The sequence below is a fragment of the Streptomyces sp. NPDC002580 genome (assembly GCF_042889485.1).
In the GTDB taxonomy this organism is placed as follows: Bacteria; Actinomycetota; Actinomycetes; order Streptomycetales; family Streptomycetaceae; genus Streptomyces.
Genome location: NZ_JBIAQZ010000015.1, coordinates 29,516 through 55,346, shown reverse-complemented (window position 1 = coordinate 55,346; position 25,831 = coordinate 29,516). Strand labels below are relative to the sequence as shown.

20 protein-coding genes are annotated in these 25,831 nt (G+C 73.1%); 6 read left to right on the top strand and 14 right to left on the bottom strand.

The features are described from left to right. The first annotated feature begins 44 nt into the window (after positions 1-44). Together ACFYW7_RS34680 and ACFYW7_RS34675 are read left to right on the top strand one after the other, a co-directional pair. Positions 45-590: a carboxymuconolactone decarboxylase family protein gene (locus ACFYW7_RS34680; protein ID WP_389509993.1), complete on the top strand. Its 546-nt coding sequence runs from the start codon at positions 45-47 to the stop codon at positions 588-590. Between the two features lie 34 nt (positions 591-624). Continuing rightward, on the top strand, positions 625-1,338 hold the full coding sequence (locus ACFYW7_RS34675) for an isocitrate lyase/phosphoenolpyruvate mutase family protein (protein WP_389509991.1): 714 nt from the start codon (positions 625-627) through the stop codon (positions 1,336-1,338). Positions 1,339-1,569: 231 nt separating this feature from the next. Here ACFYW7_RS34675 and ACFYW7_RS34670 read toward each other — a convergent pair whose 3' ends face one another. From ACFYW7_RS34670 to ACFYW7_RS34650, 5 genes are all read right to left on the bottom strand, one after another. Beyond that, the gene (locus ACFYW7_RS34670) at positions 1,570-2,535 is read right to left on the bottom strand and encodes an ABC transporter substrate-binding protein (RefSeq protein ID WP_389509838.1); all 966 of its coding nucleotides are present in this window, start codon (positions 2,533-2,535) and stop codon (positions 1,570-1,572) included. Position 2,536: 1 nt separating this feature from the next. Continuing rightward, positions 2,537-4,489, bottom strand: a complete 1,953-nt coding sequence (locus ACFYW7_RS34665; protein ID WP_389509836.1) for an ABC transporter permease — start codon at positions 4,487-4,489, stop codon at positions 2,537-2,539. A 1-nt stretch (position 4,490) separates the two neighbouring features. After that, positions 4,491-5,681 carry a glycine betaine/L-proline ABC transporter ATP-binding protein gene (locus tag ACFYW7_RS34660; RefSeq protein WP_389509989.1) on the bottom strand — a complete coding sequence of 397 codons (1,191 nt, stop codon included), beginning with the start codon at positions 5,679-5,681 and terminating at the stop codon, positions 4,491-4,493. A gap of 161 nt (positions 5,682-5,842) precedes the next feature. Next, positions 5,843-7,375, bottom strand: coding sequence for a GMC family oxidoreductase (locus tag ACFYW7_RS34655; protein WP_389509834.1), 1,533 nt, complete (start codon positions 7,373-7,375; stop codon positions 5,843-5,845). A gap of 82 nt (positions 7,376-7,457) precedes the next feature. Further along, the gene (locus ACFYW7_RS34650; RefSeq protein ID WP_389509832.1) at positions 7,458-8,969 is read right to left on the bottom strand and encodes an aldehyde dehydrogenase family protein; all 1,512 of its coding nucleotides are present in this window, start codon (positions 8,967-8,969) and stop codon (positions 7,458-7,460) included. Positions 8,970-9,225: 256 nt separating this feature from the next. Between ACFYW7_RS34650 and ACFYW7_RS34645 the strand changes: the two genes are divergently transcribed. Beyond that, on the top strand, positions 9,226-10,155 hold the full coding sequence (locus tag ACFYW7_RS34645; RefSeq protein ID WP_389509830.1) for a GNAT family N-acetyltransferase: 930 nt from the start codon (positions 9,226-9,228) through the stop codon (positions 10,153-10,155). Here ACFYW7_RS34645 and ACFYW7_RS34640 read toward each other — a convergent pair. The 5 genes from ACFYW7_RS34640 to ACFYW7_RS34620 form a co-directional block, all read right to left on the bottom strand. Then, the gene (locus ACFYW7_RS34640; protein WP_389509828.1) at positions 10,152-11,150 is read right to left on the bottom strand and encodes a hypothetical protein; all 999 of its coding nucleotides are present in this window, start codon (positions 11,148-11,150) and stop codon (positions 10,152-10,154) included. The two genes, ACFYW7_RS34645 and ACFYW7_RS34640, sit on opposite strands and share 4 nt — an antisense overlap. 310 nt (positions 11,151-11,460) lie before the next feature. Continuing rightward, the gene (locus ACFYW7_RS34635; protein WP_389509826.1) at positions 11,461-12,450 is read right to left on the bottom strand and encodes a malate dehydrogenase; all 990 of its coding nucleotides are present in this window, start codon (positions 12,448-12,450) and stop codon (positions 11,461-11,463) included. A gap of 511 nt (positions 12,451-12,961) precedes the next feature. Next, positions 12,962-14,233: an XRE family transcriptional regulator gene (locus ACFYW7_RS34630; protein ID WP_389509824.1), complete on the bottom strand. Its 1,272-nt coding sequence runs from the start codon at positions 14,231-14,233 to the stop codon at positions 12,962-12,964. 768 nt (positions 14,234-15,001) lie between these two features. After that, positions 15,002-15,439, bottom strand: a complete 438-nt coding sequence (locus tag ACFYW7_RS34625) for a DUF3017 domain-containing protein (protein ID WP_389509987.1) — start codon at positions 15,437-15,439, stop codon at positions 15,002-15,004. Positions 15,440-15,761: 322 nt separating this feature from the next. Further along, positions 15,762-16,616 carry a bifunctional methylenetetrahydrofolate dehydrogenase/methenyltetrahydrofolate cyclohydrolase gene (locus ACFYW7_RS34620; RefSeq protein ID WP_389509822.1) on the bottom strand — a complete coding sequence of 285 codons (855 nt, stop codon included), beginning with the start codon at positions 16,614-16,616 and terminating at the stop codon, positions 15,762-15,764. Between the two features lie 271 nt (positions 16,617-16,887). Here ACFYW7_RS34620 and ACFYW7_RS34615 point away from each other — a divergent pair, with 271 nt between their 5' ends. Next, positions 16,888-17,499, top strand: coding sequence for a hypothetical protein (locus ACFYW7_RS34615; protein WP_389509820.1), 612 nt, complete (start codon positions 16,888-16,890; stop codon positions 17,497-17,499). A 107-nt stretch (positions 17,500-17,606) separates the two neighbouring features. Here ACFYW7_RS34615 and purH read toward each other — a convergent pair whose 3' ends face one another. Together purH and purN are read right to left on the bottom strand one after the other, a co-directional pair. Further along, positions 17,607-19,196, bottom strand: a complete 1,590-nt coding sequence (purH, locus tag ACFYW7_RS34610) for a bifunctional phosphoribosylaminoimidazolecarboxamide formyltransferase/IMP cyclohydrolase (RefSeq protein ID WP_389509818.1) — start codon at positions 19,194-19,196, stop codon at positions 17,607-17,609. Continuing rightward, a complete protein-coding gene (purN, locus tag ACFYW7_RS34605; RefSeq protein WP_389509815.1) occupies positions 19,193-19,813 on the bottom strand; it encodes a phosphoribosylglycinamide formyltransferase in 621 nt (206 codons plus the stop codon). The genes purH and purN overlap by 4 nt, the downstream gene beginning before the upstream one ends. A gap of 472 nt (positions 19,814-20,285) precedes the next feature. On the opposite strand from purN, the gene ACFYW7_RS34600 reads away from it, so the two are divergent. Next, positions 20,286-21,152, top strand: coding sequence for a hypothetical protein (locus tag ACFYW7_RS34600; RefSeq protein WP_389509813.1), 867 nt, complete (start codon positions 20,286-20,288; stop codon positions 21,150-21,152). A gap of 310 nt (positions 21,153-21,462) precedes the next feature. Here ACFYW7_RS34600 and ACFYW7_RS34595 read toward each other — a convergent pair whose 3' ends face one another. Next, a complete protein-coding gene (locus ACFYW7_RS34595) occupies positions 21,463-23,268 on the bottom strand; it encodes a DUF6350 family protein (RefSeq protein WP_389509812.1) in 1,806 nt (601 codons plus the stop codon). Between the two features lie 108 nt (positions 23,269-23,376). On the opposite strand from ACFYW7_RS34595, the gene ACFYW7_RS34590 reads away from it, so the two are divergent. Then, complete coding sequence (locus ACFYW7_RS34590; RefSeq protein ID WP_389509810.1) at positions 23,377-24,807, top strand: helix-turn-helix domain-containing protein; 1,431 nt, start codon at positions 23,377-23,379, stop codon at positions 24,805-24,807. 126 nt (positions 24,808-24,933) lie between these two features. On the opposite strand, the gene sucD is transcribed toward ACFYW7_RS34590, so the two are convergent. Next, a complete protein-coding gene (gene sucD, locus ACFYW7_RS34585) occupies positions 24,934-25,818 on the bottom strand; it encodes a succinate--CoA ligase subunit alpha (protein ID WP_389509808.1) in 885 nt (294 codons plus the stop codon). Positions 25,819-25,831: the final 13 nt, after the last annotated feature.

Here is a 25,831-nt window from a genome sequence, read left to right as displayed (position 1 = left end):
TGGGCTACTCATCTCGTAGGGTGGATCACATGACAACCCAGGACATGACAGCACAGAACACCCCCAAGGCGCCGACCGGTCGGACCACCGCGACGGCCGACGGCGGGAGCGCCCGGTACGCGCCCGAGCGCGCCCCCCGGCTGGACTGGGCGAAACTCGCCCCCGACGTCTACAAGGCGATGGTCAGGCTGGACGCGGCGGCCCGGCAGGGGGTGGACCCCGTGCTCCTGGAGCTGGTGAAGATCCGTGCCTCGCAGCTCAACCACTGCGCGTTCTGTCTGGACATGCACACCAAGGACGCGCTCGCGGCGGGCGAGAGCGTGGAGCGCATCGTGCAGCTCGCCGCGTGGGAGGAGTCGCGGCACTTCTACACCGAGCGGGAGATCGCGGCGATCGAGCTGACCGAGGCGGTGACCGTGCTGACGGAGGGATTCGTCGCGGACGAGGTCTACGCCCGCGCGGCCCGGCACTTCGAGGAGGCCGACCTGGCGCAGCTGATCGCCTCGATCACGGTGATCAACGCCTGGAACCGGTTCGGCGTGACCTGCCGCCTGGTGCCCGGCCACTACCAGGCGGGCCAGTACAAGTGACGTCGCGGCGCGAGCCCTCGGGGAGTACGGCGTGGTGACCGGGGCCGAGGCGTTCCGCGCGCTGCACCACGGCCGCGCGCCGGGTGATCCGCTGGTGCTGCCCGGGCCCTGGGACGCCGCGAGCGCCCGGGTGTTCAGGGACGCGGGGTTCCCCGCGCTCGCCACACCGAGTGCCGGGGTCGCCGCCTCGCTCGGGTACGCGGACGGGGAGACGCCCCCCGACGAGATGTTCGCCGCCGTCGCCCGGATCGTCCGGGCGGTCGACGTGCCGGTGTCGGCGGATGTCGAGGACGGCTACGGGCTGGCGCCCGGGGAGTTGGTGGAACGGCTGCTGGAGGCGGGCGCCGTCGGCTGCAACCTGGAGGACTCCGAAGGCGGCGTCCTCAAGGACGCGGCGCGGCACGCCGACTGGCTGGCCGAGGTGCGGAGCGCGGCGGCGGACCGGCTCTTCCTCAACGCCCGCGTCGACGTGTTCGCGTACGGGGACGGGAATCCGGAGCGGGCCGTCGAGCGGGCCGCGCTGTACGTCGCCGCGGGCGCGGACTGCGTGTACCCGATCGGGGCACCGCCCGAGGTGATCCCCGTACTGCGGTCGGGTATCCGCGGGCCGCTGAACGTGTTCGCCCGGCTCGACGGAGTTCCGGTCGGCGAACTGGGTGAGCGGGGGGCCACACGGGTCACGTTCGGACCCGGGTTGCAGCGCCGGGCCGCCGAGGCGCTGGCGGACATCGCGGCGAGGCTGAGGTAGACCGGGCCGGCCGGGCCTCCGCGAGTCGCCCGGCCAGGTCGGCCCGCGCCGCGCCGGCCCTCGTGGCACCGGTCCGCATGGGGCTGATCCCTATGGGGCGGGTCTCCATGGGCGTGCCATCCATGGGGGCGCCGCCCATAGAAGCGCTCTCCATGGGGCACCCGACGCCGGCCGAGGGACGAGGACCGCTCGTTCCCGGCCCCCTCCCCCCGCACCGCGCCCCGACAGGACCTAGGACCGCAGCCACGCCCGCCATGTCGACGCGTGCCGGTCCACCCACCGTTTCGCCGCCTCCTGGGCCGTCAGCTTGTCGTCGGCGATCATCAGGGAGACCTCGTTCTGGTCCTCGGTGGTCCACTCGAACTTCTTCAGGAAGGCCGCGGCCCTGCCGCCGGTCCTCGCGAAGTCGGCGTTCAGGTACTTCTTCAGCGGGGTGTGCGGGTAGGCGCAGGCGACCTTCGCCGCGTCGGCGTCGCAGCCCTCCTTGTAGGCGGGCAGTTTCACCTCGGTCATGGGGACCTTCTCGAACAGCCACTGCGGGGAGTACCAGTACGTGAGGAAGGGCTTCCGCTCCTTCGCGAACTGCTTCATCTGCGTGATCTGCGCGGCCTCCGAACCGGCGAACACCACCTGGTAGTCCAGCTTCAGGTTGGCCACCAGCGCCTTGTCGTTGGTGACGTACGACGGGGAACCGTCGAGGAGCTGTCCCTTGCCGCCGCTCTCGGGCGTGCGCATCCGGCCGGCGTACTTGTTCAGGTTCTTCCAGTCCGTGACGTCGGGGTGCTGCTTGGCGAAGTACGTCGGGACGTACCAGCCGATGTGGCCGGTCACGCCCAGGTCCCCGCCGGACGCGATCGTCCTCTTGTCCTCGACGTAGCGCTTCTCCTGGTCGGGGTGGCCCCAGTCCTCCAGGATCGCGTCGACGCGGCCCTGGCTGAGCGCGTCCCAGGCGGGTACCTCGTCGACCTGGACGGTGTCGACGCGATAGCCCAGCTCGTGTTCGAGGAGGTACTGCGCCACGGCCACGTTCGACTGGGCGCCGACCCAGGACTGCACGGACAGGGTCACCGTCCTCGCGCCCTGGGCGTTCGCGAAGGGCGAGGCCTGCTCGGTCATGTCGGCGGCGCCGCAGCCGGTGAGCAGCAGCAGGGCCGAGGCCCCGGCCACCGTGGAGGTCGTACGGACACGAAGTCCCATGTCAGGCTCCCTTCTTCGCGCGGCGCCCGGTCGGCTGGGTGACCCGGTCGAGCATCAGGCCGAGGCAGACGATGGCGGCGCCCGCGACCAGGCCGGTGGCCAGATCCCCCTGGGCGAGGCCGAACACGACGTCGTAGCCGAGCGCGCCGCCGCCGACGAGACCGCCGATGATGACGACGGCGAGCACCAGGACGACCCCCTGGTTGACGGCGAGCAGGAGGGCGGGGCGCGCCAACGGCAGCTGGACCTGGCGCAGTTGCTGCCACGGGGTCGCCCCGAGGGAGCGCGCGGACTCCAGTGCCGCCGGGTCGACGGCGCGCAGTCCCTGGGTGGTGACGCGGACGACGGCGGGCAGCGCGTAGACGACCGCGGCGGCGACGGCGGGGGCGCGGCCGACGCCGAACAGCGCGACCACGGGGATGAGGTACACGAACTGCGGCAGGGTCTGGCAGACGTCGAGGACGGGCCGGAGCAGCCGCTCGAACCGCTCGCTGCGGGCGGCCGCGACACCGGTGGCGAAGCCGAGCACGAGGGTCACGGCGACGGCCGCGAGTACCTGCGAGAGCGTGTCGAGGGACGGCTTCCACACGCCCAGCACGCCGATCGCGGCCATCGCGAGGACGGCGGTGAGCGCGGTGCGCCAGGTGCCGATCAGCCAGGCGAGTGCGGCGACGATCAGCAGGACCGACCACCAGGGCAGCCACTGCAGGCCGTCCCGGAGCGGGTCGAGGACCCAGGTGGTGAAGCGGCCCGCCCAGTCGGCGGTGCCGCCGATGTACGGGACACCGGAGTAGAGGTGGCCGGTCATCCAGTCGACGGCACGGTTCACCGGCCCGGCGATGCCGACCACCCACGCGTCGGGCCAGTCCAGCCGTCCCGCGAGACGTCCGGCGACCGCGACGGCCCCGGCGGCGACCGCCGCGTACACCCAGGGGCCGCTCTCGCGGGCCTCGCCGAGCCGCTCGCCCGCCGCGGCCGTGACCCGGTCGAGGACGACGGCGAGGAGCACGATCGGGATGCCGGCGGCGAGCGCGGCGCCCACGTCGACGGAGGCCAGGGCCTGATAGACGCGGTCACCGAGCCCGCCGGCGCCGATCACGGAGGCGATGACGGCCATGGACAGCGCCATCATGATCGTCTGGTTGAGGCCGAGGAGGAGTTCCTTGCGGGCCAGCGGGAGGCGGGCGGTGAGCAGGCGCTGGCGGGCCGTGGCGCCGAGCGAGGCGACGGCCTCCATCACGCCCTCGTCCGCGTCGCGCAGGCCGAGCGCGGTGAGCCGGGCCATGGGCGGGGCGGCGTAGACGACGGTGGCGAGCACGGCCGCGGGGACGCCGATGCCGAAGACCAGCACGACGGGCAGCAGGTACGCGAACGCCGGGAGCACCTGCATGGTGTCGAGGACGGGGCGCAGTGCCCGGTGGGTGCGGTCGGAGAGCCCGGCGGCGAGGCCGAGCAGCGCTCCCAGGACGACGGAGGCGAGGACGGCGACCACCATGACGGCCAGCGTCTGCAGGGTGGGCACCCACATGCCGAGGAGCCCGCAGGCGAGGAACGCGGCGGCGGTGCCGAGCGCCAGGCGGACGCCCGCCGCGCGCCAGGCCACGAGGGCGGCCACGGCGGTCACCCCGGCCCAGCCCGCCGCGAGGAGCGCGAGGTAGACCCCGCGCACGGAGAGGACGACGGCGTTGCTGACGTGGCCGAAGAAGTACAGGAACAGCGGGTGGCTGTCGCGGTTGTCGATGATCCAGTCGCCGGCTCCGCCGAGCGGGCCGGTCAGATCGACGGTCAGCGCGTCGGGCCAGCCCCCGTCTGCCCGTCCGGCGTCGGCGAGGGGCACCAGCACGGCGGCGACGACGGCGAGGACGGCCAGGAGCAGGAGCTTGCCGACGGCCGGACGGTGCCTGAGGCGGCCGGGAAGGCCGGCGCGGGGAACGGATGCGGTGACCGCTGCCATCTCACACCGCCTCCTTGCGCGGGCCCTGACCGGTAAGCGGGGCAGGACCGCTGAGCGGGGCAGGGGTGCTGAGCGGGTCCGGCCCCGTGCACTGGTCCGGGCCGGTGCGCCGGTCCGGACCGCCGTCCGGGTCCGCGCCGGTGCGGGTGGCGTCCGGCCGCCCGTCCCGCGGGTCCGCCCCGGCCACGACGCGGAGCAGCCGCTCGTGGTCGACGACGCCGAGGCAGCGGCCGTCCCGTACGACGCAGGCAGGTCTCCCCGTGAGGGCGACGGCCCTGATGGCTTCGGCGACCACGGTGTCGGGGGCGAGCCCGGCGGGGTGGTCCGGTCCGCCGGAGTGCTCCGGCGCGCCGCAGCCCCCGTCCCGCATGACCGTGCGGACCGTCATGACCTGCTCGCGGGGCACGTCCCGGACGAACTCGCGGACGTAGTCGTCGGCCGGCGAGCCGACGATCTCCTCGGGGGTGCCGAGCTGGACGATCCGCCCGTCGCGCATCAGGGCGATGCGGTCGCCGAGGCGCAGGGCCTCGGTCAGGTCGTGGGTGATGAAGACCATCGTGCGGCCCTCCTCGCGGTGCAGCCGGACGACCTCCTCCTGCATGTCGCGCCGGATCATCGGGTCGAGCGCGCTGAACGGCTCGTCGAAGAGCAGGACCTCGGGGTCGACGGCGAGCGCGCGGGCCAGTCCGACACGCTGCTGCTGACCGCCCGACAGCTGTCCCGGCCTGCGCTCCTCCATGCCCTCCAGACCGACCTTGGCGACGATCCCGGCGGCCTTCGCCCGGCGTTCCTCGCGCGGGACGCCCTGGATCTCCAGGCCGTAGGCGACGTTGTCCAGCACGGACCGGTGCGGCAGCAGACCGAAGTGCTGGAAGACCATGGCGGCGCGGTGGCGGCGCAGTTCGCGCAGCCGGACCCGGTCCATCGCGAGGACGTCCTCGCCGTCGATCGTGAGGTGCCCCGAGGTGGGCTCGATCAGCCGGGTGAGGCAGCGCACCAGCGTGGACTTGCCGGAGCCGGACAGGCCCATGACGACGAAGACCTCGCCCTTGTGGACGTCGAAGCCGACATCGCGGACGGCGGCGGTGCAGCCGGTGGCCGCGCGCAGCTCGGCCGGGCCGAGAGCGGCGAGTTCGGGGTCCGCGGGGACGCGGTCGGCCTTCGGACCGAAGACCTTCCACAGGTTGCGCACGGAGAAGACGGGGGTGTTCCCCGTGTCCCCGAAGGCGTTCCCCGTTTCCGCGGCCGGGGTCGCCGTGCTCGGGCCGGCGGTCGCCGTGCTCCCGGAGCGGCTTCCGGCGGTGCCGCCGGGGCTGCCTTCGGTGGCGCCCTCGGCGCTCGTCGTCGGCGTACTCATCGGGCACCGCCTCCGATCAGATCGGCGGCCTTCTCCCCGACCATGAGCACCCCGACCATCGGGTTCACGGCGGGCATGGTCGGGAAGACGGAGGCGTCGGCGATCCGGATGCCGTCGAGGCCGCGGACGCGCAGTTCGGGGTCCACGACCGCGAGTTCGTCCGAGGGCCCGCCCATCCGGCAGGTGCCCGCCGGGTGGTACACGGTGTGCGCGACCTGGCGTGCGTACGCGCTCAGTTCCTCGTCGTCCGTGATGCCGGGGCCGGGACACACCTCGCGCTTGAGCCAGCGGGCGAGCGGCTCGGCCGCGGCTATCTCGCGGGCGATCTTGATGCCGTCGACGAGCGTACGGCCGTCGTAGTCGTCCTCGTCCGTGAAGTACCGGAAGTCGAGGGCGGGTTTGACGGCCGGGTCGGCGCTGGTCAGGTAGAGGCGGCCGCGGCTGCGGGGCTTGGGGATGTTGGGCGTCATCGAGACGCCGTGCGCGGGGCGTTCGTAGCCGAGGCGCTCGGGGTTGTCGGTGAAGGGCACCTGGTAGAAGTGGAACATCAGGTCCGGGCCGGGTTGTTCGGGGTCGCGACGTACGAACAGGCCCGCGTCGGAGTCCATCGCGGAGTTCTCCGGGATCGGCCCGTCCGTCTCCCAGACGATCACCGACTCGGGGTGGTCGAGCAGGTTCTCCCCGACGCCCGGGAGATCGTGGGTGACCGGGATGTCCAGCTCCTCCAGGTCGCCGGCGGGTCCGATGCCGGAGTGCAGCAGCAGGCGCGGCGAGTCGACGGCGCCGGCGCAGAGCAGGACCTCGCTCCTCGCGCCGATGAGGACCTCCTCGCCGTCCTTCGTGCGGACGTGGACTCCGGTGACCCTGGTCCCGTCGAGTTCCAGCCGGTACGCCCACGTCTCCAACAGCAGTGTCAGGTTGGGGCGTTCGTCCATCACCGGGTGCAGGTAGGCCACCGAGGCGCTCGACCGCTTGTTGTCCTCCGGGTGGTACGCGAGGTCGAAGAAGCCGACGCCCTCGGTGAACGGCCGCCGGTTGAAGCCCTCCACACGGGGCACGCCGAGCGCCGACCGCGCGGCCTCCACGAAGTCCCTCGCGACGGCGTTCCGGTCCTTCTCGTCGACCGGGACGATGTTGTTGAGGAGCCGCGCGTAGTACGGCTCCATCGGCTCCGCGCCCCAGCCCTCGGCGCCGGCCGCCTCCCACTCGTCCCAGTCGGACGGCAGCGGCTTGAACGCGATCAGCGTGTTGTGCGACGAGCAGCCGCCGAGCACCCGGGCGCGGCTGTGCCGGATGTGCGAGTTGCCGCGCGGCTGTTCGGTGGTCGGGTAGTCGTAGTCGAGCTCCCCGCCGAGCAGGTCCGTCCAGCGGCGCAGGGTGAGGACGTCGTCGCGGCCCACGTCACTGGGGCCGCCCTCGACGACGGCGACGGTGACGTCCGGGTTCTCGGTGAGGCGGGACGCGATCACGGAGCCCGCCGTGCCGCCGCCGATGACGACGTAGTCGTACGTTTTCTCGTGCTGGGACATGAAGTGGTGCTCCAAGTGCCTTGTGCCGTGGGGGTGTCGGAGAGGCGACGCGGGTGCGGAGGCCCGCGGGACGGGTGCCGGGTCAGCCGGCGAACCAGCGGACCGGCTTCGGCGCGAGGTTCTGGTAGACGTGCTTGGTCTCGCGGTACTCGGCGAGCCCGGCCGGGCCGAGTTCGCGCCCGACGCCGCTCCTGCCGAAGCCGCCCCACTCCGCCTGCGGGAGATAGGGGTGGAAGTCGTTGATCCAGACGGTGCCGTGGCGCAGCAGGCCCGCGACCCGGCGGGCGCGGCCCGCGTCGGCGGTCCAGACGGCGCCCGCGAGGCCGTACTCGGTGTCGTTGGCGAGGGCGACGGCCTCGGCCTCGGTGGTGAAGGTCTCCACGGTCAGGACGGGCCCGAAGACCTCCTCGCGGACGACGCGCATCCCCCGGTGGCAGTGGTCGAGGACGGTCGGCTCGTAGAAGTACCCGCCGGCGGGCCGGACTCCGGACGGTTCGGGCCGCTTGCCGCCGGTCCGCAGCACCGCGCCCTCGGCCAGCGCCGAGGCGACGTACGCCTCGGTCTTCGCCCGCTGTTGCTCGGAGACGAGCGGCCCGCACTCGACGCCGTCCTCGGTGCCGCGGCCGAGCCGGACGGCACCGGCCCTGCGGGCGAGTTCGGCGACGAACCGCTCGCGCAGCGACTCCTCGACGATGAGCCGTGAACCGGCCGAGCACACCTGGCCGCTGTGGATGAACGCGGCGTTGAGTGCCTGGTCGACGGCGGTGTCGAACCCCTCCTCCGTGGCGCAGGCGTCGGCGAAGACGACGTTGGGGTTCTTGCCGCCGAGTTCGAGCGCGACCTTCTTGACGGTGTCGGCGGCGGCGCGGGCCACCTTCGTCCCGCTGGCGAGACCGCCGGTGAACGACACGAGGTCGACGTCGGGGTGCTCGGCGAGGCGGGCGCCGACGGTGTGTCCGGGGCCGGTGACGAGGCCCGCGACCCCGGCCGGGAGCCCGGCCTCGGCCAGCAGGCGGAGCAGGGCGACCGTGGTCAGCGGGGTGATCTCGCTCGGCTTGACGACGAAGGTGTTCCCGGCGGCGAGAGCCGGGGCGATCTTCCAACTAGCCTGGAGGAGCGGGTAGTTCCAGGGCGTGATCAGCGCGCACACGCCGACGGGTTCGTGCACGACGACGCTGTGGACCTCGCGGGACCCGGCGTCCACCACGCGCCCGCCGCCCTCGCCCACCACCAGGTCGGCGAAGCAGCGGAAGGCGTCGGCGACGCAGTCGATGTCGACCCGCCCCTCCGCCACGGTCTTGCCCGCGTCCCGGCTCTCCAGCAGCCCGAGTTCCTCGCGGTCGCGGACGAGGAGGTCGGCGACACGGCGCAGCAGGGCGGCGCGCTCGGTGACGGGGGTGCGCGGCCAGGGGCCCTCGTCGAAGGCGCGGCGCGCGGCCGCGACCGCGAGGTCCGCGTCCCTCTCGTCACCCTCCGCGACCACGGCGAACGGCTCGGCGTCCGCGGGGTCGAGGATCCCGCGCGTCGCCCCGGAGAGCGCCGGGCGCCACTCGCCGCCCACGTGGATGGTCTGTTCTGCCTGCTGTCCGGCCATGATCGGTGTTGCCTTCCGTTCCTGTTCGACGCCCCCGTGTCACGTGAACGCGACTCCCGGGAGCTGTGAGCGCCTGCCCTCCGCCCCCGGACGCATGCACAATCCGTCACCAAAAGTGCGCCGGGTCACGGAAAAATCGACCGAGAACGGACGAGAACGACCGATAGACACCCTCCTTCTCTTTGACTAAAGTCAAAGAAACAGCGATCCGGAGGCGAAACCGGTGAGGGAGGCGGAGCCCGAGATGGAGCTGGGGATGGAGCCCGTGGAAGCGGGCCAGGTGACGGCACTGCGGCGCTTCAACCGCTACTTCACCCGGCGCATCGGAGTGCTCGACGACCACTACCTCGGCCAGGACCGGCCCCTGGGCGAGGCCCGGCTGCTGTTCGAGATCGGCGCCACGGGAGCCTCCCTGCGGGACCTCCGGGCCCGGCTCGGCCTGGACGCCGGGTACTTGAGCCGGATGGTCCGGGCCCTGGAGTCACAGGGCGTCGTCCGGGTGAGCGTCCATCCCGGCGACAGCCGACTGCGGGTCGCGGAGCTCACGCCCGCCGGGCGGGCCGAGGTGGCGGAGCAGAACCGGCGGGCCGACGAACTGGCCGAGGGCCTGCTCGGCGGCCTCACCGCGCCCCGGCGCGCGGAGCTGACCGCGGCCCTCGACTCGGCGCACCGACTGCTCCGCCTCGCCGCCATCACCGTCGAGACCGTCGACGGCGCCTCCCCCGACGCCCGCGCCTGCCTCGCCGCGTACGCGGCCGACCTCGACGAACGGTTCCCCGAGGGCTTCGATCCCGGCGCCCTGGTCCGGCCCGAGGAGGTGTCGGGCGACGCGGGCGCCTTCCTGGTCGCCTACGAGGAGGGCCGGCCCGTGGCCTGCGGCGCGCTGCGCGGGCTCGCTCCCGGGGTGGGCGAGATCCGCCATGTGTGGGTGCGTCCCGGCGCCCGCCGGCTCGGCCTGGGGCGCCGCGTCCTCGACGGTCTCGAACAGCGGGCCGCCGAGCGGGACTTCACGGTCGTACGGCTCGACACGCACGCCGTGCTCACCGAGGCCCGGGCGATGTACCGGGCGTGCGGCTACACGGAGATCCCGCGGTACGACGACAACGTGTACGCGGCGCACTGGTTCGAGAAGCGGCTGCCCGGCGCCCGGGACCGGTCCGGGGCGGGGGAACCGCGCACGGTTTAGAGAGCGGCGCAGTCGAACCCGGTCGGGCAGAAGGAGTTCACGGCCGTCGCGAGCTGCTCGGTCAGATCCGTGCCGGCCGGGCTGCTGGCCACGACGGCGTACGGCGTGCCGTCGGCGGCCCGGAAGCGGTGGTCGACGGTCTGGGTGACTCCCCACTGTCTGCTGTCGTAGCGGTAGCTGAACTCCGTCCAGTCCGCGCCGCTCCGCCGGTCGAGGTACCGGTAGCCCTTGAACCCCTCCGCGATCTCCTGGGCCTGGGCCGAGGACTCCGTCGCGGAGACCTCCTTGACCTCGAACACCATGAGCCGACGATCGCCGCCGGGGGCCGTGTAGGTGACGACGGGCGCCAGCTTGCCCTGCGTCTCGTCGCGCACCCAGCCGTCCGGCACGTCCACGGTGTAGCCGAGCGGATCGACCGACCGGCTGTACCCGGGCGACGGGTCCGGGACCGTGGCCCTGGACGGGTCGACGTAGACGCCCTCGCTGCCGGTGGTGTTCCGGGTGTCCGGACTCGCACCGGGCGGTGCCGCCGTGACGGTCACCGCGGAGCCGGTCGGACCCGCGTCCGGACGCCCCGCCGGGTCGTCCCTGGTCAGCGCCCAGAGACCGCCGCCCACCCCACCGGCCAGCACGGCCACGGCCACGATCACCAGCAGCAGCCGGCGCGAGTCACCGGCCCGTCGCGCCGGACCGCCCCCGGGCGGCACGGCGTCCCCGTGCCACGGCTGGGACTGCGGGGGCGCCTGCGGATGCGACCAGGACTGGGACTGCTGCTGCGACGGCCACGGCGGAGGCTGGGGCGGCATCGGCTGCGGCGGTGGGGGCGGGAAGGCGTCGGGCCGCGGCGAACCCACCTGCGTGGCCGCAGCCCACCACTGCCGCTCCCCGTCCGGCGGCGCTCCGCCGGCCTCGGCACCGTCCCGGACCCCGCCGTCGGACTGTCCCGTACCGTCGTCGACCCATTGCCGACGGTCCGCGTCCCATCGCTGCGCCATCCCGTCACCCCCCGCTCCCCGTCGGCCCCGCCCGGCGGCCTCGGCGCGTTCCCGCCGAACCCCTGCCGTGCCCTTGCCCCCTGACGGACCGTACGTGACGACGATAGTGAGGATTCAGCCCACGGCACCCCTCTTTATGAGGACAAAGCACACACGTTCGATACGTACTTTCCGTACGCACCGCCCCGTGGCGCCGTTGGTTCCACGCCCCGGAACACAGCGATGCCCGGGTGGTGACAACCACCCGGGCATCGTGCGCGCTACGGCGGAACCGGACCGGCCGAACCGGATCCGGTCACCTCACGTCGGATCAGATCAGGCCGAGGGCGCGAACCGCCTCGCGCTCCTCCTCGAGCTCCTTCACGGAGGCGTCGATGCGGCTGCGGGAGAACTCGTTGATGTCCAGGCCCTGGACGATCTCGTACCGGCCGTCCTTCGTGGTGACGGGGAAGGAGGAGATGAGACCCTCCGGCACACCGTACGAACCGTCCGACGGGATACCCATGGAGGTCCAGTCGCCCTCCGCCGTGCCGTTGACCCACGTGTACACGTGGTCGATGGCGGCGTTGGCGGCCGAGGCGGCCGAGGACGCGCCACGGGCCTCGATGATCGCCGCGCCGCGCTTGGCGACGGTCGGGATGAACTCCTCGGCGAGCCACTTCTCGTCGTTCACGACCTCGGCGGCGTTCTTGCCGGCGACCGAGGCGTGGAAGATGTCGGGGTACTGGGTGGCCGAGTGGTTGCCCCAGATGGTCAGACGCTGGATGTCGGCGACCGTGCTGCCCGTCTTCTTCGCGAGCTGCGTCAGCGCGCGGTTGTGGTCCAGACGGGTCATGGCGGTGAAGCGCTCGGCCGGTACGTCCGGGGCGGCGGCCTGGGCGATCAGCGCGTTCGTGTTCGCCGGGTTGCCGACGACCAGGATCTTGACGTCGTCCGCGGCGTTGTCGTTGATGGCCTTGCCCTGCGGCTTGAAGATGCCACCGTTGGCGGAGAGCAGGTCACCGCGCTCCATGCCCTTCGTACGCGGGCGGGCGCCGACGAGCAGACCGACGTTGGTGCCGTCGAAGGCGACGTTCGGGTCGTCCGTGATGTCGATGCCCTGAAGGAGCGGGAAGGCGCAGTCGTCGAGCTCCATGGCGGTGCCCTCGGCGGCCTTCAGCGCCGGCGTGATCTCCAGGAGCCGCAGCTTGACCGGCACGTCCGCGCCGAGCAGCTGGCCGGAAGCGATGCGGAAGAGCAGGGCGTAACCGATCTGGCCGGCAGCGCCGGTGACGGTGACGTTCACGGGAGTGCGGGTCATGGCGTTCTCCGTATGACAGCTGGCGGTGGGGCGTCCCTGCCCCGGGTGCAGGATCGTCCCTGGCAACCACCGCAATGATCGATCAAAGGTTCCGATGATCGATCTCTCGGCGTCAAGAGAGATCCGCCGTCAGGCTATCGCGCATCCGGGACCCCGGACATCCGGGTCCGTGTGGCCCACCCCACAGATCCCCCCGGAAGGCGGCCGCGGGCCCGGGAGAAGGTGAGCCCGACGACCGCCAAAGGGGTTACCGGAGACCACCGGATCCCGTGGGGTACCGGTCCCCATGCCCCCTTCCGAGGAACTCAATCCTCAACTCCCGAGGTTTTCCACCCCACCCGGACCCACCGTTCCTCCGCCCCCGCCGCCCCTACCCGACCCACCCCGGGGGTCCGCCCCGGACCCCGCTCCTCAAACGCCGCAGGGACTGAGTCCTGCCCCCGGCCGAAGACTGAAGAACCGAAACGCACCGGCCCCAAGCCGAACAGCGAACACCGGCACGAGCGAACCCCTACTTCGTGCACCCCTTCTGACCGGACACCAGCGTCACGCAAGCCGTGGCGTCCCCGGCGTCCTTCACCGCGACCATCGGCGTGTACGCGTCCACGTCCGCGTTCCCGTCCACCACACCCGTCTGCTTCGCCGAGGCCCCCGACGACACCTCGACCCGGTCCCCTGCCGCCGCCTGCGTGATACGAGCCCACGCCGTGCCGCACGTCTTGCTGTACCGCACCTCCACCAGCGTCGTCCCCACGGTCACGCTGGTCGCGGTCTTGGCCAGTTCACCGCCGCAGCCCATGTTCTCCGGGTCCTTGCCGGTGCACGAGGCACCGGCGCACTTCACCCCGGGCGGCAGATCGGGCTGCGTACTGGCGGAGGCCGAAGGCGTCTTCGGCTTGTCGCCGGCGGCATCGTCCGCCCCACCCCGCGTGAGGTACACGGCGGCCGAGACGACCACCAGCGCGCCCACGACCCCGGCGAGGAACATCGTCAGCCGCCGCTTGCGCCGCGCGCCGCTCTCCCCCGAACCGGAACCAGAACGGGATCCGGCGCCGGAACCTCCACCGGCACCGACAGGCCGCGCGTCCTCCGGCGGCGAGCCCCCGGCCGCACGAGCCGGTCCCGCCGGAGCCGCCGGACCGAACTGCCCGGCCGACCCGTCGAACGGCGACGCGACGACCCCCCAGCCGCCACCGGCCCGCCCCGCGGCACCGGCCGAGGAGCCGGAGGCTCCACCGGAACCGGCCGCCGAGGCCCCCTCGGACGAGGACCCCCCGTACGACACCGCGTCCCCGTCCCGCGAGGACGGCTGCAGCGGCACCGACGGCGGTGCCATCGGCGGCGCCCCCACGGGACCCCCGGACCCGGTCGCGGGCGCCGCGGTCCTCCCGCCGCTCCTGCGGGCCGCCGACTGCCCGCCGCTGCCCTTCGCCGGAATCGGCCCGGACTCCCCGAGCGCGGCCCGCGCCTGGGAGATCCGTATCGCCTCCATCGTCATGTCGTGGCGCATCTCCGAACGGCTCCAGGCGCGCTCGGCGAGCTCCCACATGGTCGTCAGATGCACGGGACTGGCCCCGGTCACCTCGGCCAGCGCGACGACCGCGCCCTTGGGCGCGAGCAGCCGGCCGTTCAGGTACCGCTCCCAGGACGTCTTGCTGTAGCCCGTGCGGTCGGCCACCGCGGCGATGTTCAGCCCGCTCCGGTCGACGAGCCGTCGCAGCTGACTGGCGAACTCCTTGACCTGCGGATCGAGTTCATCCGGCAAGTCCTTCCAACGAGGCATTCTTTCCCCCCTCTTCCCCCCGTACGTGCACAACTGTTCCCCGCGTGCGGCCCCCCGGCCTCTCGGCGTGGAGCGAGGGAACCCCCGCCTCCGCCGAGTCCCCGTTCTGACTACCCACAGAGATGCGCTCGGCCGGGATCCCAGTTCCCGGAACGGGGGCGCACGGGAGCATTCGAGCCGGAGCATGCACCGTTGCACGCCCGTCGGACCACGGTCCAGTGTTCCACCGACCTCGCGTACGACCGGTCGAACCCCCGCTCCTCGCGCGGGACGTCCCGTCCCGCACCGATTGGCCAGGTTAGCCCGACTCTCCCGACAGATCCGCCCACATCGCCGAACTTGTCAAGACATCGACACATCGGGGCACGAGGACGACCCCGGACGCCACACGGACGACCGACACCCTTCCCATGATCCGCGGACCGGCCGACCGCCCCCGGGGCCGGATTCGGGCGGTTCCCGTCACACAGCGCGCACACCGTACCGGAATGGTCACTTCCGTGCCACAGGGGACCGCCCGCTGTTGAACAGCCCGTTCCCGTGCACAAGGGTTGACCCCGGGCGGAGCACTCGCCCGACGGCGGCCCGTCCTTGACTCGGGGGAGAGGACGGGCCTCCGTCGTCCCCGGCCCGGCGGGAACCCGGCCGGGGACGGCGGCGGGACCGGGACGAACGGCCCGCCCTCTCCCTGGGGAGAGGGCGGGCCGCCGGTGAGCACGGGGAACCCTGTTCGCACGGACCCTCCAGCCCGTGTGAACCGTCCGCGGTTCAGCGCACCGTGAAGTGCAACGTGTCGTCCAGGAACGGGATCTCCAGCCACGGTTTGGGCTGGGCCATCAACGCGAGCAGGATGATGGCGGTGCCGAGGACGCCGTACGTGAGCATGTCCGTGAAGCGGGAGCGGACCGCGAGCATGCCCACGCTGGGCAGTATCCAGCGCATCACGGCACCGGCGAGCAGCGCGGCGCCGATCAGGATCGTCCCGACCCGGAACACGTCGAGCGCGGTGAGCAGCAGACCGAGCGCGACGGCCGACAGCACGGCCAGGATGGGCCACTGCCGCGCGGGCGCGGGGGCGTCCTTGGGTGCCGCCCGGCCACCGCCCTCGGGCCGTGCCGTGTCCCGGGTGAACAGCGGGAAGCGCCGGGTGGTGCGTCGCGGCCGCCCCTCGGCGTCAGGCGCGCTGACGGCGTCCGTCACGGTCACCTCGTCCTGCTCCCCAGCCGGTTCCCCGGCCTTCCGCTCGGCCTCCGCCCCGGCCCCGGACTCCGACTCCGGCTCGACCACGGAGTCCGACGCGACCGCGGCCGCGGGTTCCGCCCCCGCCGCCTCGGTACCGGACGCGGCACCGTTCTCGGGCACGGACACCGGTTCCGTCACGGAACCGGCCTCCGTCCGCGCGGCGACCTCGCCCCGCACTCCCGTGACCGCGTCACGCACAGCACCCTCCGTGTCCCGTACGGCCGACTCGGTACCGGCGGTTCGCGCGCCGCGCGCCGTGCCGCCCCCGGACTGATGTGTGCCGCCGTCAGCCGACACTGCGCTCCGCCGCTTCCACCACGTTGACGAGCAGCTGGGCGCGGGTCATCGGGCCCACACCGCCCGGGTTCGGGGAGATCCAGGCGGCGACCTCGGCGACGTCCGGGTGGACGTCTCCGACGATCTTGCCCTCGGCGCTGCGCGAGACACCGACGTCGAGGACGGCGGCGCCCGGCTTCACGTCCTCGGCCCGGATGAGGTGCGCGGACCCCGCGGCGGCGATGATGATGTCGGCCCGCTTGAGGTGCGCGGAGAGGTCACGGGTGCCGGTGTGGCACTGGGTGACCGTGGCGTTCTCGCTGCGGCGCGTCAGCATCAGCGGCATCGGGCGCCCGATGGTCACTCCTCGGCCGACGACGACCACCTCGGCCCCCTTGATCTCCACGCCGTAGCGGCGAAGGAGTGTGAGGACGCCGTTGGGGGTGCAGGGCAGCGGGGCGGGCTCGTTGAGGACGAGACGCCCGAGGTTCATCGGGTGCAGGCCGTCCGCGTCCTTGTCCGGGTCCATCAGTTCCAGGATGCGGTTCTCGTCGATGCCCTTGGGGAGCGGCAGCTGGACGATGTAGCCGGTGCAGGCGGGGTCCGCGTTCAGCTCGCGGACCACCGCCTCGATCTCCTCCTGTGTGGCGGTCGCGGGGAGTTCGCGCTGGATGGAGGCGATGCCGACCTGGGCGCAGTCGCGGTGCTTGCCCGCGACGTACTTCTGGCTTCCTGGGTCGTCGCCGACCAGGACCGTCCCGAGGCCGGGCGTGACGCCCTTCTCCTTCAGGGCCGCCACGCGGACGGTCAGGTCGGACTTGATCGCGGCTGCGGTGGCCTTGCCATCGAGAATCTGGGCGGTCATGGCCCCCATACTCCCGGATGACCGGGTCCCGGTTCCAATCCGGGCCCGAAGCGGCCTTCCGGCACCCGATTCGCCCGTATCCGGCCATGATCACCGATGTTGCACTTGCACAACGCATAGGGAATGCCGCTGGACAAGTAAGAGTCCGCTAAAGAACGATGAGTACACAGTGTCGCGGGCAAGTACCGGGGGGACAGACCGCTCTGTAGAAATTCCTCCGAACCGTGCCGCGCGTCGTCCCCGCACGTGGAACAACGGAGGAAAGACCGCGATGAGCTTCGGCGACCCGAACAACCCCTACGGCCCCCCGCCGGGCCAGCAGCCCGGATACCCGCCCCAGCCGCCGCAGGGCCAGCCCGGCTACGGCTACCCGGCCGCTCCGCCGCCCCAGGGCCAGCCCGGTTACGGCTACCCCATGGCCCCGCCGGTCCCGCAGTACGGCTACGGCGGCCAGATGGAGATGCCGGGTCTGATGAAGACCGCGCGCGTGTTCCTGTTCATCCTGGGAGGCCTTCAGCTCCTCGCCGGTGTCTTCATCGGTATCGCCGTCGGCGCCGCCCAGGACGTCTCCAACGGCATCGGCTCCGGCGACTCCACCGACGGTCTGGCCGGCCTCGGATTCGTGATCGCGGTGCTCGTGCTGGCGATGGGCGCCCTCTCGATCTTCCTGGGCGTCAAGTTCAAGAACGGTGGCAGCGGCATCCGCATCACCACCATCGTGTACTCCTCGATCATGCTCCTCGGCTCCGTCGTCAACATCGCGAACGGCGAGAGCGGCTCCGTGACCTTCGGCGGTCTCATCTCGCTGACCATGGGCGGCATCATCCTGGCCTCGATGGTCACCAGCAGCGCCTCGGCGTGGTTCAACCGTCCGCGGTACTGAGCGGGCTCACCGCCGCATACGCACCAGGGCCGTGGTCCACCCCGGCGAGGGGGGGGACACGGCCCTGGTGCGTGATGGAGCCCCGTGTGTCACGGAGCCCGGTCGGGTCAGTGGAAGAAGTGCCGCGTCCCGGTGAAGTACATCGTGACGCCGGCCTTCTTCGCGGCCTCGACGACCAGCTCGTCGCGGACCGAACCGCCGGGCTGGACCACGGCCTTGACGCCCGCGTCGGCGAGGATCTCCAGGCCGTCGGGGAACGGGAAGAACGCGTCCGAGGCGGCGTAGGAGCCGCGGGCGCGGTCGGCACCGGCCCGCTCGACCGCGAGCTTCGCGGAGTCGACGCGGTTGACCTGGCCCATGCCGACGCCGACCGAGGCGCCGTCCTTGGCGAGCAGGATCGCGTTGGACTTCACGGCCCGGCACGCGCGCCACGCGAAGGCCAGCTCGTCGAGCTCGCCCTCGCTCAGCGCGTCACCGGTCGCCAGCGTCCAGCTCGCCGGGTTGTCCCCGGCGGCCTGGAGCCGGTCGGTGACCTGGAGCAGCGCGCCGCCGTCGACGGGCTTGATCTCGACCGGAGCGGCCGGGGCCCGGTGGGCCCGCAGCACGCGGATGTTCTTCTTCTTGGTGAGGGCTTCGAGGGCGCCGTCCTCGTACTCGGGCGCGACGATGACCTCGGTGAAGATCTCCGCGACCTGCTCGGCCATCTCCTTGGTGACCGGCCGGTTGACCGCGATCACACCGCCGAACGCGGACAGCGGGTCGCAGGCGTGCGCCTTGCGGTGCGCCTCGGCGACGTTCGACGCGACCGCGATCCCGCACGGGTTGGCGTGCTTGATGATCGCGACGCAGGGGTCCTCGTGGTCGTACGCGGCACGGCGGGCGGCGTCCGTGTCCGTGTAGTTGTTGTACGACATCTCCTTGCCGTGCAGCTGCTCGGCCTCGGCGAGGCCACCCGTGCCGGAGGTGTACAGGGCGGCGGGCTGGTGCGGGTTCTCGCCGTAGCGCAGCGTGTGCGCGCGCTCCCAGGTGGCACCGAGGAAGTCGGGGAACTGCGAGTCGTCGACCGGCGCGTACTCGGAGGCGAACCAGGAGGCGACGGCGACGTCGTACGCGGCCGTGTGCTGGAAGGCCTCGGCGGCGAGCCGCTTGCGGGTGCCCAGGTCGAACCCGCCGCCCTGAACGGCGGCGAGGACGTCGCCGTACCGGTCGGGGCTGGTCACGACGGCGACGGAGGGGTGGTTCTTGGCCGCCGCGCGCACCATCGAGGGACCGCCGATGTCGATCTGCTCGACGCACTCGTCGGGACTCGCCCCGGACGCCACCGTCTCCTTGAACGGGTAGAGGTTGACGACCACGAGGTCGAACGGCTCGACGCCGAGCTCGGCGAGCTGCTGCCGGTGGCTGTCGAGACGCAGGTCGGCGAGGATCCCGGCGTGGACCTTCGGGTGCAGGGTCTTGACGCGGCCGTCGAGGCACTCGGGGAAGCCGGTCAGCTCCTCCACCTTGGTGACGGGCACACCGGTCGCGGCGATCTTCGCGGCGGTGGATCCGGTGGAGACGAGCTCGACGCCGGCCGCGTGCAGCCCTCGGGCCAGATCTTCGAGACCGGTCTTGTCGTACACGCTGACGAGCGCGCGACGGATGACCCGCTTGGTGCCCTCGGTGTTCTGGGCCGTGACTGTGCTCTCGGCGGTCACTGGATAACTACCTTTCGTCCCTCGATGCGATAGCCGTTGCGGGCGATCCGCCCCACGACATCGACGAGCAGCGTTCGCTCGACTTCCTTGATGCGCTCGTGCAGAGCGCTCTCGTCGTCCTCATCACGGACCTCGACCACGCCCTGGGCGATGATCGGTCCGGTGTCGACGCCGTCGTCGACGAAGTGGACGGTGCAGCCGGTGACCCTGGCTCCGTACGCGAGCGCGTCGCGGACACCGTGGGCGCCGGGAAAACTGGGGAGCAGCGCGGGATGGGTGTTGACGAACCGTCCGCCGAACCGGGCGAGGAATTCCTTCCCCACGATCTTCATGAACCCGGCGGACACGACGAGATCGGGCTCGTACGCGGCGGTCGCCTCGGCGAGCGCCCGGTCCCAGTCGTCCCGGCTGCCGTGGTCCTTGACCTTGCACACGAAGGTCGGGAGTCCGGCCCGCTCGGCCCGCGCGAGCCCCTCGATGCCGTCCCGGTCGGCGCCGACGGCCACGATCTCGGCACCGTAGGCCGCCGAGCCCGCCTCGGCGACGGCGTCGAGCAGGGCCTGCAGATTCGTACCTGATCCGGAGACCAGCACGACGAGGCGCTTGGCCTTGGCCACGGCGGGGCCCTTTCTCGGAGGGAGCGTCTGTGTGATCGTACGAATGCTTCGCGCCCCGGGATACGGGGAAGTCTACGAAGCGGCCGACCGCCAGCAACGATACCGGCACACCGGGCGGCCCCCACGGGACGGGGGCGAGGCCGGAAGGTAGCGTCTGGGGAGGATCCACCCGGGAACGCCTCCGGCACGGGGAACGCCCTGTGCGCGCGGGACGTTGACCTGGGACGAGTACGAACGTTCGGGGCACGGCCCCCGACAGCACCCGCGACACGGCCCCGGAGACTTCCGGAGCGCGTGTCCGGGGGTACGAAGCTCGGGGCGCGAGTCCGGAGTGCGAAGCTCGGGACGTCGGTCCGGGGCGGACCGAACCGAGGCGTCAGCCCGGGCGGACCGGCCCGGGGCGCGCGTCGCGAGCGCGAAGCTGTGTGGACACGCCGCCCGCCAGAACCACCAAGGGGAAGACACTCACCTGATGCCGGACCGCAGTCTCCGACTCCCTCCGCTCCTGCTGCGCGAGCGGCACCCTTCGTCCACCCCGCCGAGGTCGGACGGGGGCGGCTCCACAGGCGGCCCCGGCCCCGCGGACGGACACGGCGGCGGCTCGGCAGGTGGCAGCGGCGGCCCCTCGGGCGAGCGCGGACCCGACGGGCCCGACACTCCTCCGTCCGGCCCGTCCGGCCCCTCCGACTCCGACGACAACCCGTTCGCGCCACCGCCGGAGGGGACCCCCGACCGGCCGTGGCAGCCGCGCGGGCACGGCCAGAATTCCGGCGAGACCGGCGAGGGCGGACAGCCCGGACCCGGGTACACGCCCTGGGGCAGCCAGTGGAGCGACCGGCAGCCCGGCCCCTCCAGCGGCGGCGGTTTCGGCGACCGGCCGCGTGCGCCGCAGGGCCAGGGCGGTCCCGAGAAGCCCGGCGGCCCCGGTACGGGCATGCGCTGGGACCCCACGGATCCGGCCCAGCGCCGGGCCCGTTTCGCGCTGCTCTCCGGCATGTGGGCGTTCTTCTTCGCCCTCTTCGGCTGGCCGTACGTGGCACTGATGCTCGGCTCGCTCGCCCTGTACTGGGGCATCAGCGCGCTCCGCGCCAAGGCGCGTACCCCGGACCCGGACGCTCCGGCGCCCGACCCGAACGTCCGTCCCCAGAAGACGGCGGCGGTGAGCGGCATCGTGACCGCTTCGCTGGCCCTCGTGGCGGTCGCCGGGATCTTCACGACCCACCTCGTCTACGACGACTTCTACACCTGCACGGACGACGCCCTGACGACGGCCGCGAAGAAGTCCTGCAACGACCTGCTCCCGGAGGACCTGCGCGGCGTGCTCGGCAACCGCAACTGACGGTTCACCGGCCCCCGCCGACGACTCGCCCTCCTGCCAGGGTCCACCCCCGGCAGGAGGCCGGTCCCGCACCGGCTCCTGCCGGGGCCCGTCCCGTCCCGGAGAGGCAGCGGGACGAACCCGGTCCGAGGCGGTGACGCGCTCCCCGGGTCACCGCCCCGGCCGCCGATCCGGGGCCCCTCACCGGCCCACGGGTCACCCCGGACGCCGACCCGTGAACCCGCCCTCCGGCCCACGGGTCACCCCCGCCGCCGACCCGAGAGCCCCCTCGCCGGCCCACGTCACCGGAGCCCGCCGCGCGGGGCCGCGCTCAGCGCGAGTCCTCCGCTCCCGGGATCCGTCCCCGGTCCGAGTCCGAGTCCTCGGACCTCTCCGTCCCGTCCGAGGACTCCGGATCCTCCGGCCCCTCCGGGCCGGCGGGCCGGTTCGCGTTCTTCAGCGCCTCCCAGCGCATCTCCCGCGACGTCTCCTCGTGCCAGGCGACCGCCGCGGCCTCCTCCCGGAGCAGGCCGAACGAGCCGTCGGCGCCCCGGCCGCCGTAGAGGTCGTACGGCTCGAAGTCCTCGAGGACGGACTCCAGCACCTCGGGTTCGACCCGGGCCACCCGCTTCGCCCCGGCCGCGGCGGACGGCGCCGTCGGCGACGCCGGTCCGGGCACCGGCGCGGCCGACGGCGTCAAGGGAGCGACTCGCCTGCGGCGCGCCATCAGGGCGGGCATCCGCGGCCGGCCGATCCACCGGCGGCCGCCCGCGGCCCGGCGGGCCCCCACCGGCCTCGGGGCCCGGCGCCCACGCCCCCTCCACTCCCCCACGCCCCACGCGACGGGAATCCCGACCATCACCGTCCACGCCGCCGCGGCGGGCCCCACCTGCCACCACACGGGCCCGAAGTGGGTCAGGGCGCCGACCCCCAGCGGCCCTCCCGCCAGCCCGGCGAACGCGCCGAGCGCGGCACCGCACCCCGCGGCGGCCAGCGAGACGACGGCCGCCGTCCGCCCGGGCGACCAGGGCTCCGCCCGGCCCGCGGCCCCGCGCGCGGCCCCCGCCCGCACCGCGGACCACGCCACCGTCACCGCGGCGGCCACCGGCACCAGGACGCCCAGCCAGTTCGGCGGCCCGCCGGACCCCGCCGCCGGAACCGCCGCGAGCAGCGGAAACGCGGGCAGCAGATCGGTCGGCGCCCGCACCCCCGCGGCGGTCGCGTACAGCGGACCCGCGACATGACCGGCGCTCAGCACGACACCGGGCCCGAGCCCGTACGCCGCTCCCCAGACCGCCGCGTTCGGCACCAGGAGCAGACACAGCAGCAGAACGGCGAACCTCCCCGACCACACCTCGGTGAGCTGGACGAACGAACCGCGAGCCGTGTCCCCGTGCCACACCAGGGACACCGCGACGAGCAGGGCGCCGCCGCCGACGAGGACCGCGACCCCGGCGGCGGCGGCCCGCATCGCGGCACCGAGCACGAGGTCGTCGGCGGTGGCGAGACGGCGTAGGGCGGACATCGGACGTGCTCCACCGAGGGGAAGGGCCTCCCCGGCCCGCTTCCCCCAGCGCGGAGCCGGCATCCGCGGGCGGCCGTACGCCGTCCAGACCCCCGCTCCCGCGGCGGTGGCCGCCACGAGCGGCAGACAGATCGCGGCCCAGGCCCAGGAGGGGCGGAACTCGCCGCCCGAGGCGTAGAGCGCGGCGGCCCCGCCGACGCACAGGTAGCCCGCCGCGACACCGGCCCACGCCGTGCGCGGTGACGCCTCGGCGTCGGCGGCCTCGCGCGCGGCCCGGTGCAGCAGCCAGACCGGAAGCGCGACCAGGAGGAGCGGTGTCACCCCCACGGGCATCGGCAGACCGGACAGCGTGTCGGTGCGGACCAGCTCCACGCCGTGCGCGAGCAGCCAGAGCGCGGCGGCCACGTGCAGCGCTCCGCCGGGTCCGCTGTCCGGGTACGGCGAGCTGATCCACAGCACCATGACGAGGACGGCGAACGAGCCGAGCCCGAGCCCCGCCGCGAGGGCCCCGCCCAGGAGGCCGGAGGCCAATCCGGGGGATCGGCCGCGCATCCGGGTGAGCAGGGGTGACAACGAGAGCCTGCGGTCGGTGATTTGGGTCACGACCCTCATGCTCCCAACGACACGCTCTTTCTCGCCGTAACAGGCGAACCTCGGATGTGTCGCTCAATATGCAGTTATGTACTTTTTCGTACGAAGGGGTGTCCTGTGGGATCCGACATGACACAGAGCCCCGCCACCTCGCTGCCTGCGCCCAAGGAGCGCCGCCGTCTGCGCGAGGAGCAGTCGCTGACCCAGGCCGAGATGGCCACCCGACTCGGCGTCAGCAGGGCGACGGTGCGGTCGTGGGAGACCGGCCGTACGACGCCACGCGGCCGCAAGGGGGAGGCGTACGCGAGACTGCTCACCGCCGAGCCGGCGCACACGCCCGCCGACCCGCGCGCCCACGAACGCGCCGAGGTGAGCGCCCGTCAGGAGGAGGGCGCCCACGAGCTGGTGGGCGCGGGGACGGCGGCGCCGTCGGCGCGCCCGGCCCGCGCCACGGGCGACGAGCCCCGGTCCGCCGACGGCACGGACCTGCCCTCGGACGGCGCGGACCTGATCTCCGCCGGCGAGGACCGGGCCTTCGACGGCGACGAACGGTCCACCGCACCCCCCCGGGGCGTGGAGCGGTCCAGCGGGTCCGCTCGGGGAGGGGAGCGGTCCGCCGGAGGCGGCAGGTGGTCCGCCCTGGGCAGGTCGCTGACCGCGGCGGACGGAAACCGCGGCGGCCGGTCCACCGGTGCCCGCCCGCGGCCCGCCCGGACAGAGGAGCGGTCCCCCGAGGCCGAGGACAGTGCTGCCCCCGGGGCCCCGCTGACACCCGCTCAGGCCTTCGACGCGCTCTACGCGTTCTGCGCGCCCGCCCTCGTGCGCCAGACCTACCTGCTGACCGGGCGGCGCGAGCTGGCCCGCGAGTCCGTGGAGTGCGCGTTCCAACTGGCCTGGTACCGCTGGCCCGAGGTGGCCGTGGACCGGGACCCCGCCGGGTGGGTGCGCGCGACGGCCTACGAGTACGCCCTCTCCCCCTGGCACCGTCTGCGTCCGCGGTACCGGAACCCGGAGGCGCCGCCGGCCGGTGCCGCCGACCGCGCGCTGCTCGACGTACTCCTCGAACTGCCGCCCGTGTACCGGCGCACGCTGCTGCTGTACGACGGGGTCGGACTCGGGCTGCCGGAGACCGCCGCCGAGACGGAGGCGAGCACGCCCGCGGCGGCCAACCGGGTGCTGCACGCGCGGGAAGCCGTCGCCGCCCGGTTGCCGGAGCTGGCCGAGCCGGAGGAGCTGCACTGGCGGCTCGCCGAGCTCGCGAGCGCGGAACGGCTGCGCGCGGCGAAGCCCCGCACGGTCCGCTGGTACGGCGAGCGCCGCGCCCAGCGGTGGACCCGGGCGGCCATCACCTTCACGATCCTGCTCGTCGGGGTGACCGCCCTGACGCTGCGCACCGCGCCGGACCACTACGAGGCTCCCCTCGCCCCGCCGGAGACCGTCCGCGGCCTGCCGCCCCGGGCCGCCCCCGGGCCGCTCTCCGAGGCGGAGCTGAAGCTCCGGGCCAAGCTGAAGGCCGAGACGGCGAAAGGGCCCGAGCGGCTCATCCCGGATGTCCGATGACGTCCGACGCCGGTCGATGCCGACCCATGAGGTCCGACGAGGTCCGACGAGGTCCGCGTGGGCGAACGCCGGTGGGCCCGCATCCACGAAGGATGCGGGCCCACCGGCGTTGGGACTGGCTGCTGATCAGCCCGCGAGGATCTCGCGCGCGAGCTTGGCCGTCTCGGTCGGCGTCTTGCCGACCTTGACGCCCGCGGCCTCGAGGGCCTCCTTCTTCGCGGCGGCCGTGCCGGAGGAGCCGGAGACGATGGCGCCGGCGTGGCCCATGGTCTTGCCCTCGGGCGCGGTGAAGCCGGCGACGTAGCCGACGACCGGCTTCGTCACGTTCTTCGCGATGAAGTCCGCCGCACGCTCCTCGGCGTCGCCGCCGATCTCGCCGATCATGACGATCAGGTCGGTGTCGGGGTCGGCCTCGAACGCGGCGAGCGCGTCGATGTGCGTGGTGCCGATGACCGGGTCGCCACCGATGCCGACGGCCGACGAGAAGCCGATGTCACGGAGCTCGTACATCATCTGGTACGTCAGCGTGCCGGACTTCGAGACCAGGCCGATGCGGCCCGGCTTCGTGATGTCGCCCGGGATGATGCCGGCGTTGGACTGGCCCGGGGTGATGAGACCGGGGCAGTTCGGGCCGATGATGCGGGTCTTGTTGCCCTTCGACTTCGCGTACGCCCAGAAGGCGGCGGAGTCGTGGACGGCGATGCCCTCGGTGATGACGACCGCGAGGGGGATCTCCGCGTCGATCGCCTCGACCACGGCGGCCTTGGCGAAGGCCGGCGGCACGAAGAGGACGGACACGTTGGCGCCCGTCTTCTCCATCGCCTCGGCGACCGTGCCGAAGACCGGGATCTCGGTGCCGTCGATGTCGACGGACGTGCCCGCCTTGCGCGGGTTCACACCACCGACGATGTTGGAGCCGTCCGCGAGCATGAGCTTGGTGTGCTTCATACCCGTGGCACCGGTCATGCCCTGGACGATGACCTTGCTGTCCTTGTTCAGGAAGATAGCCATGGCTGTTTAGTCC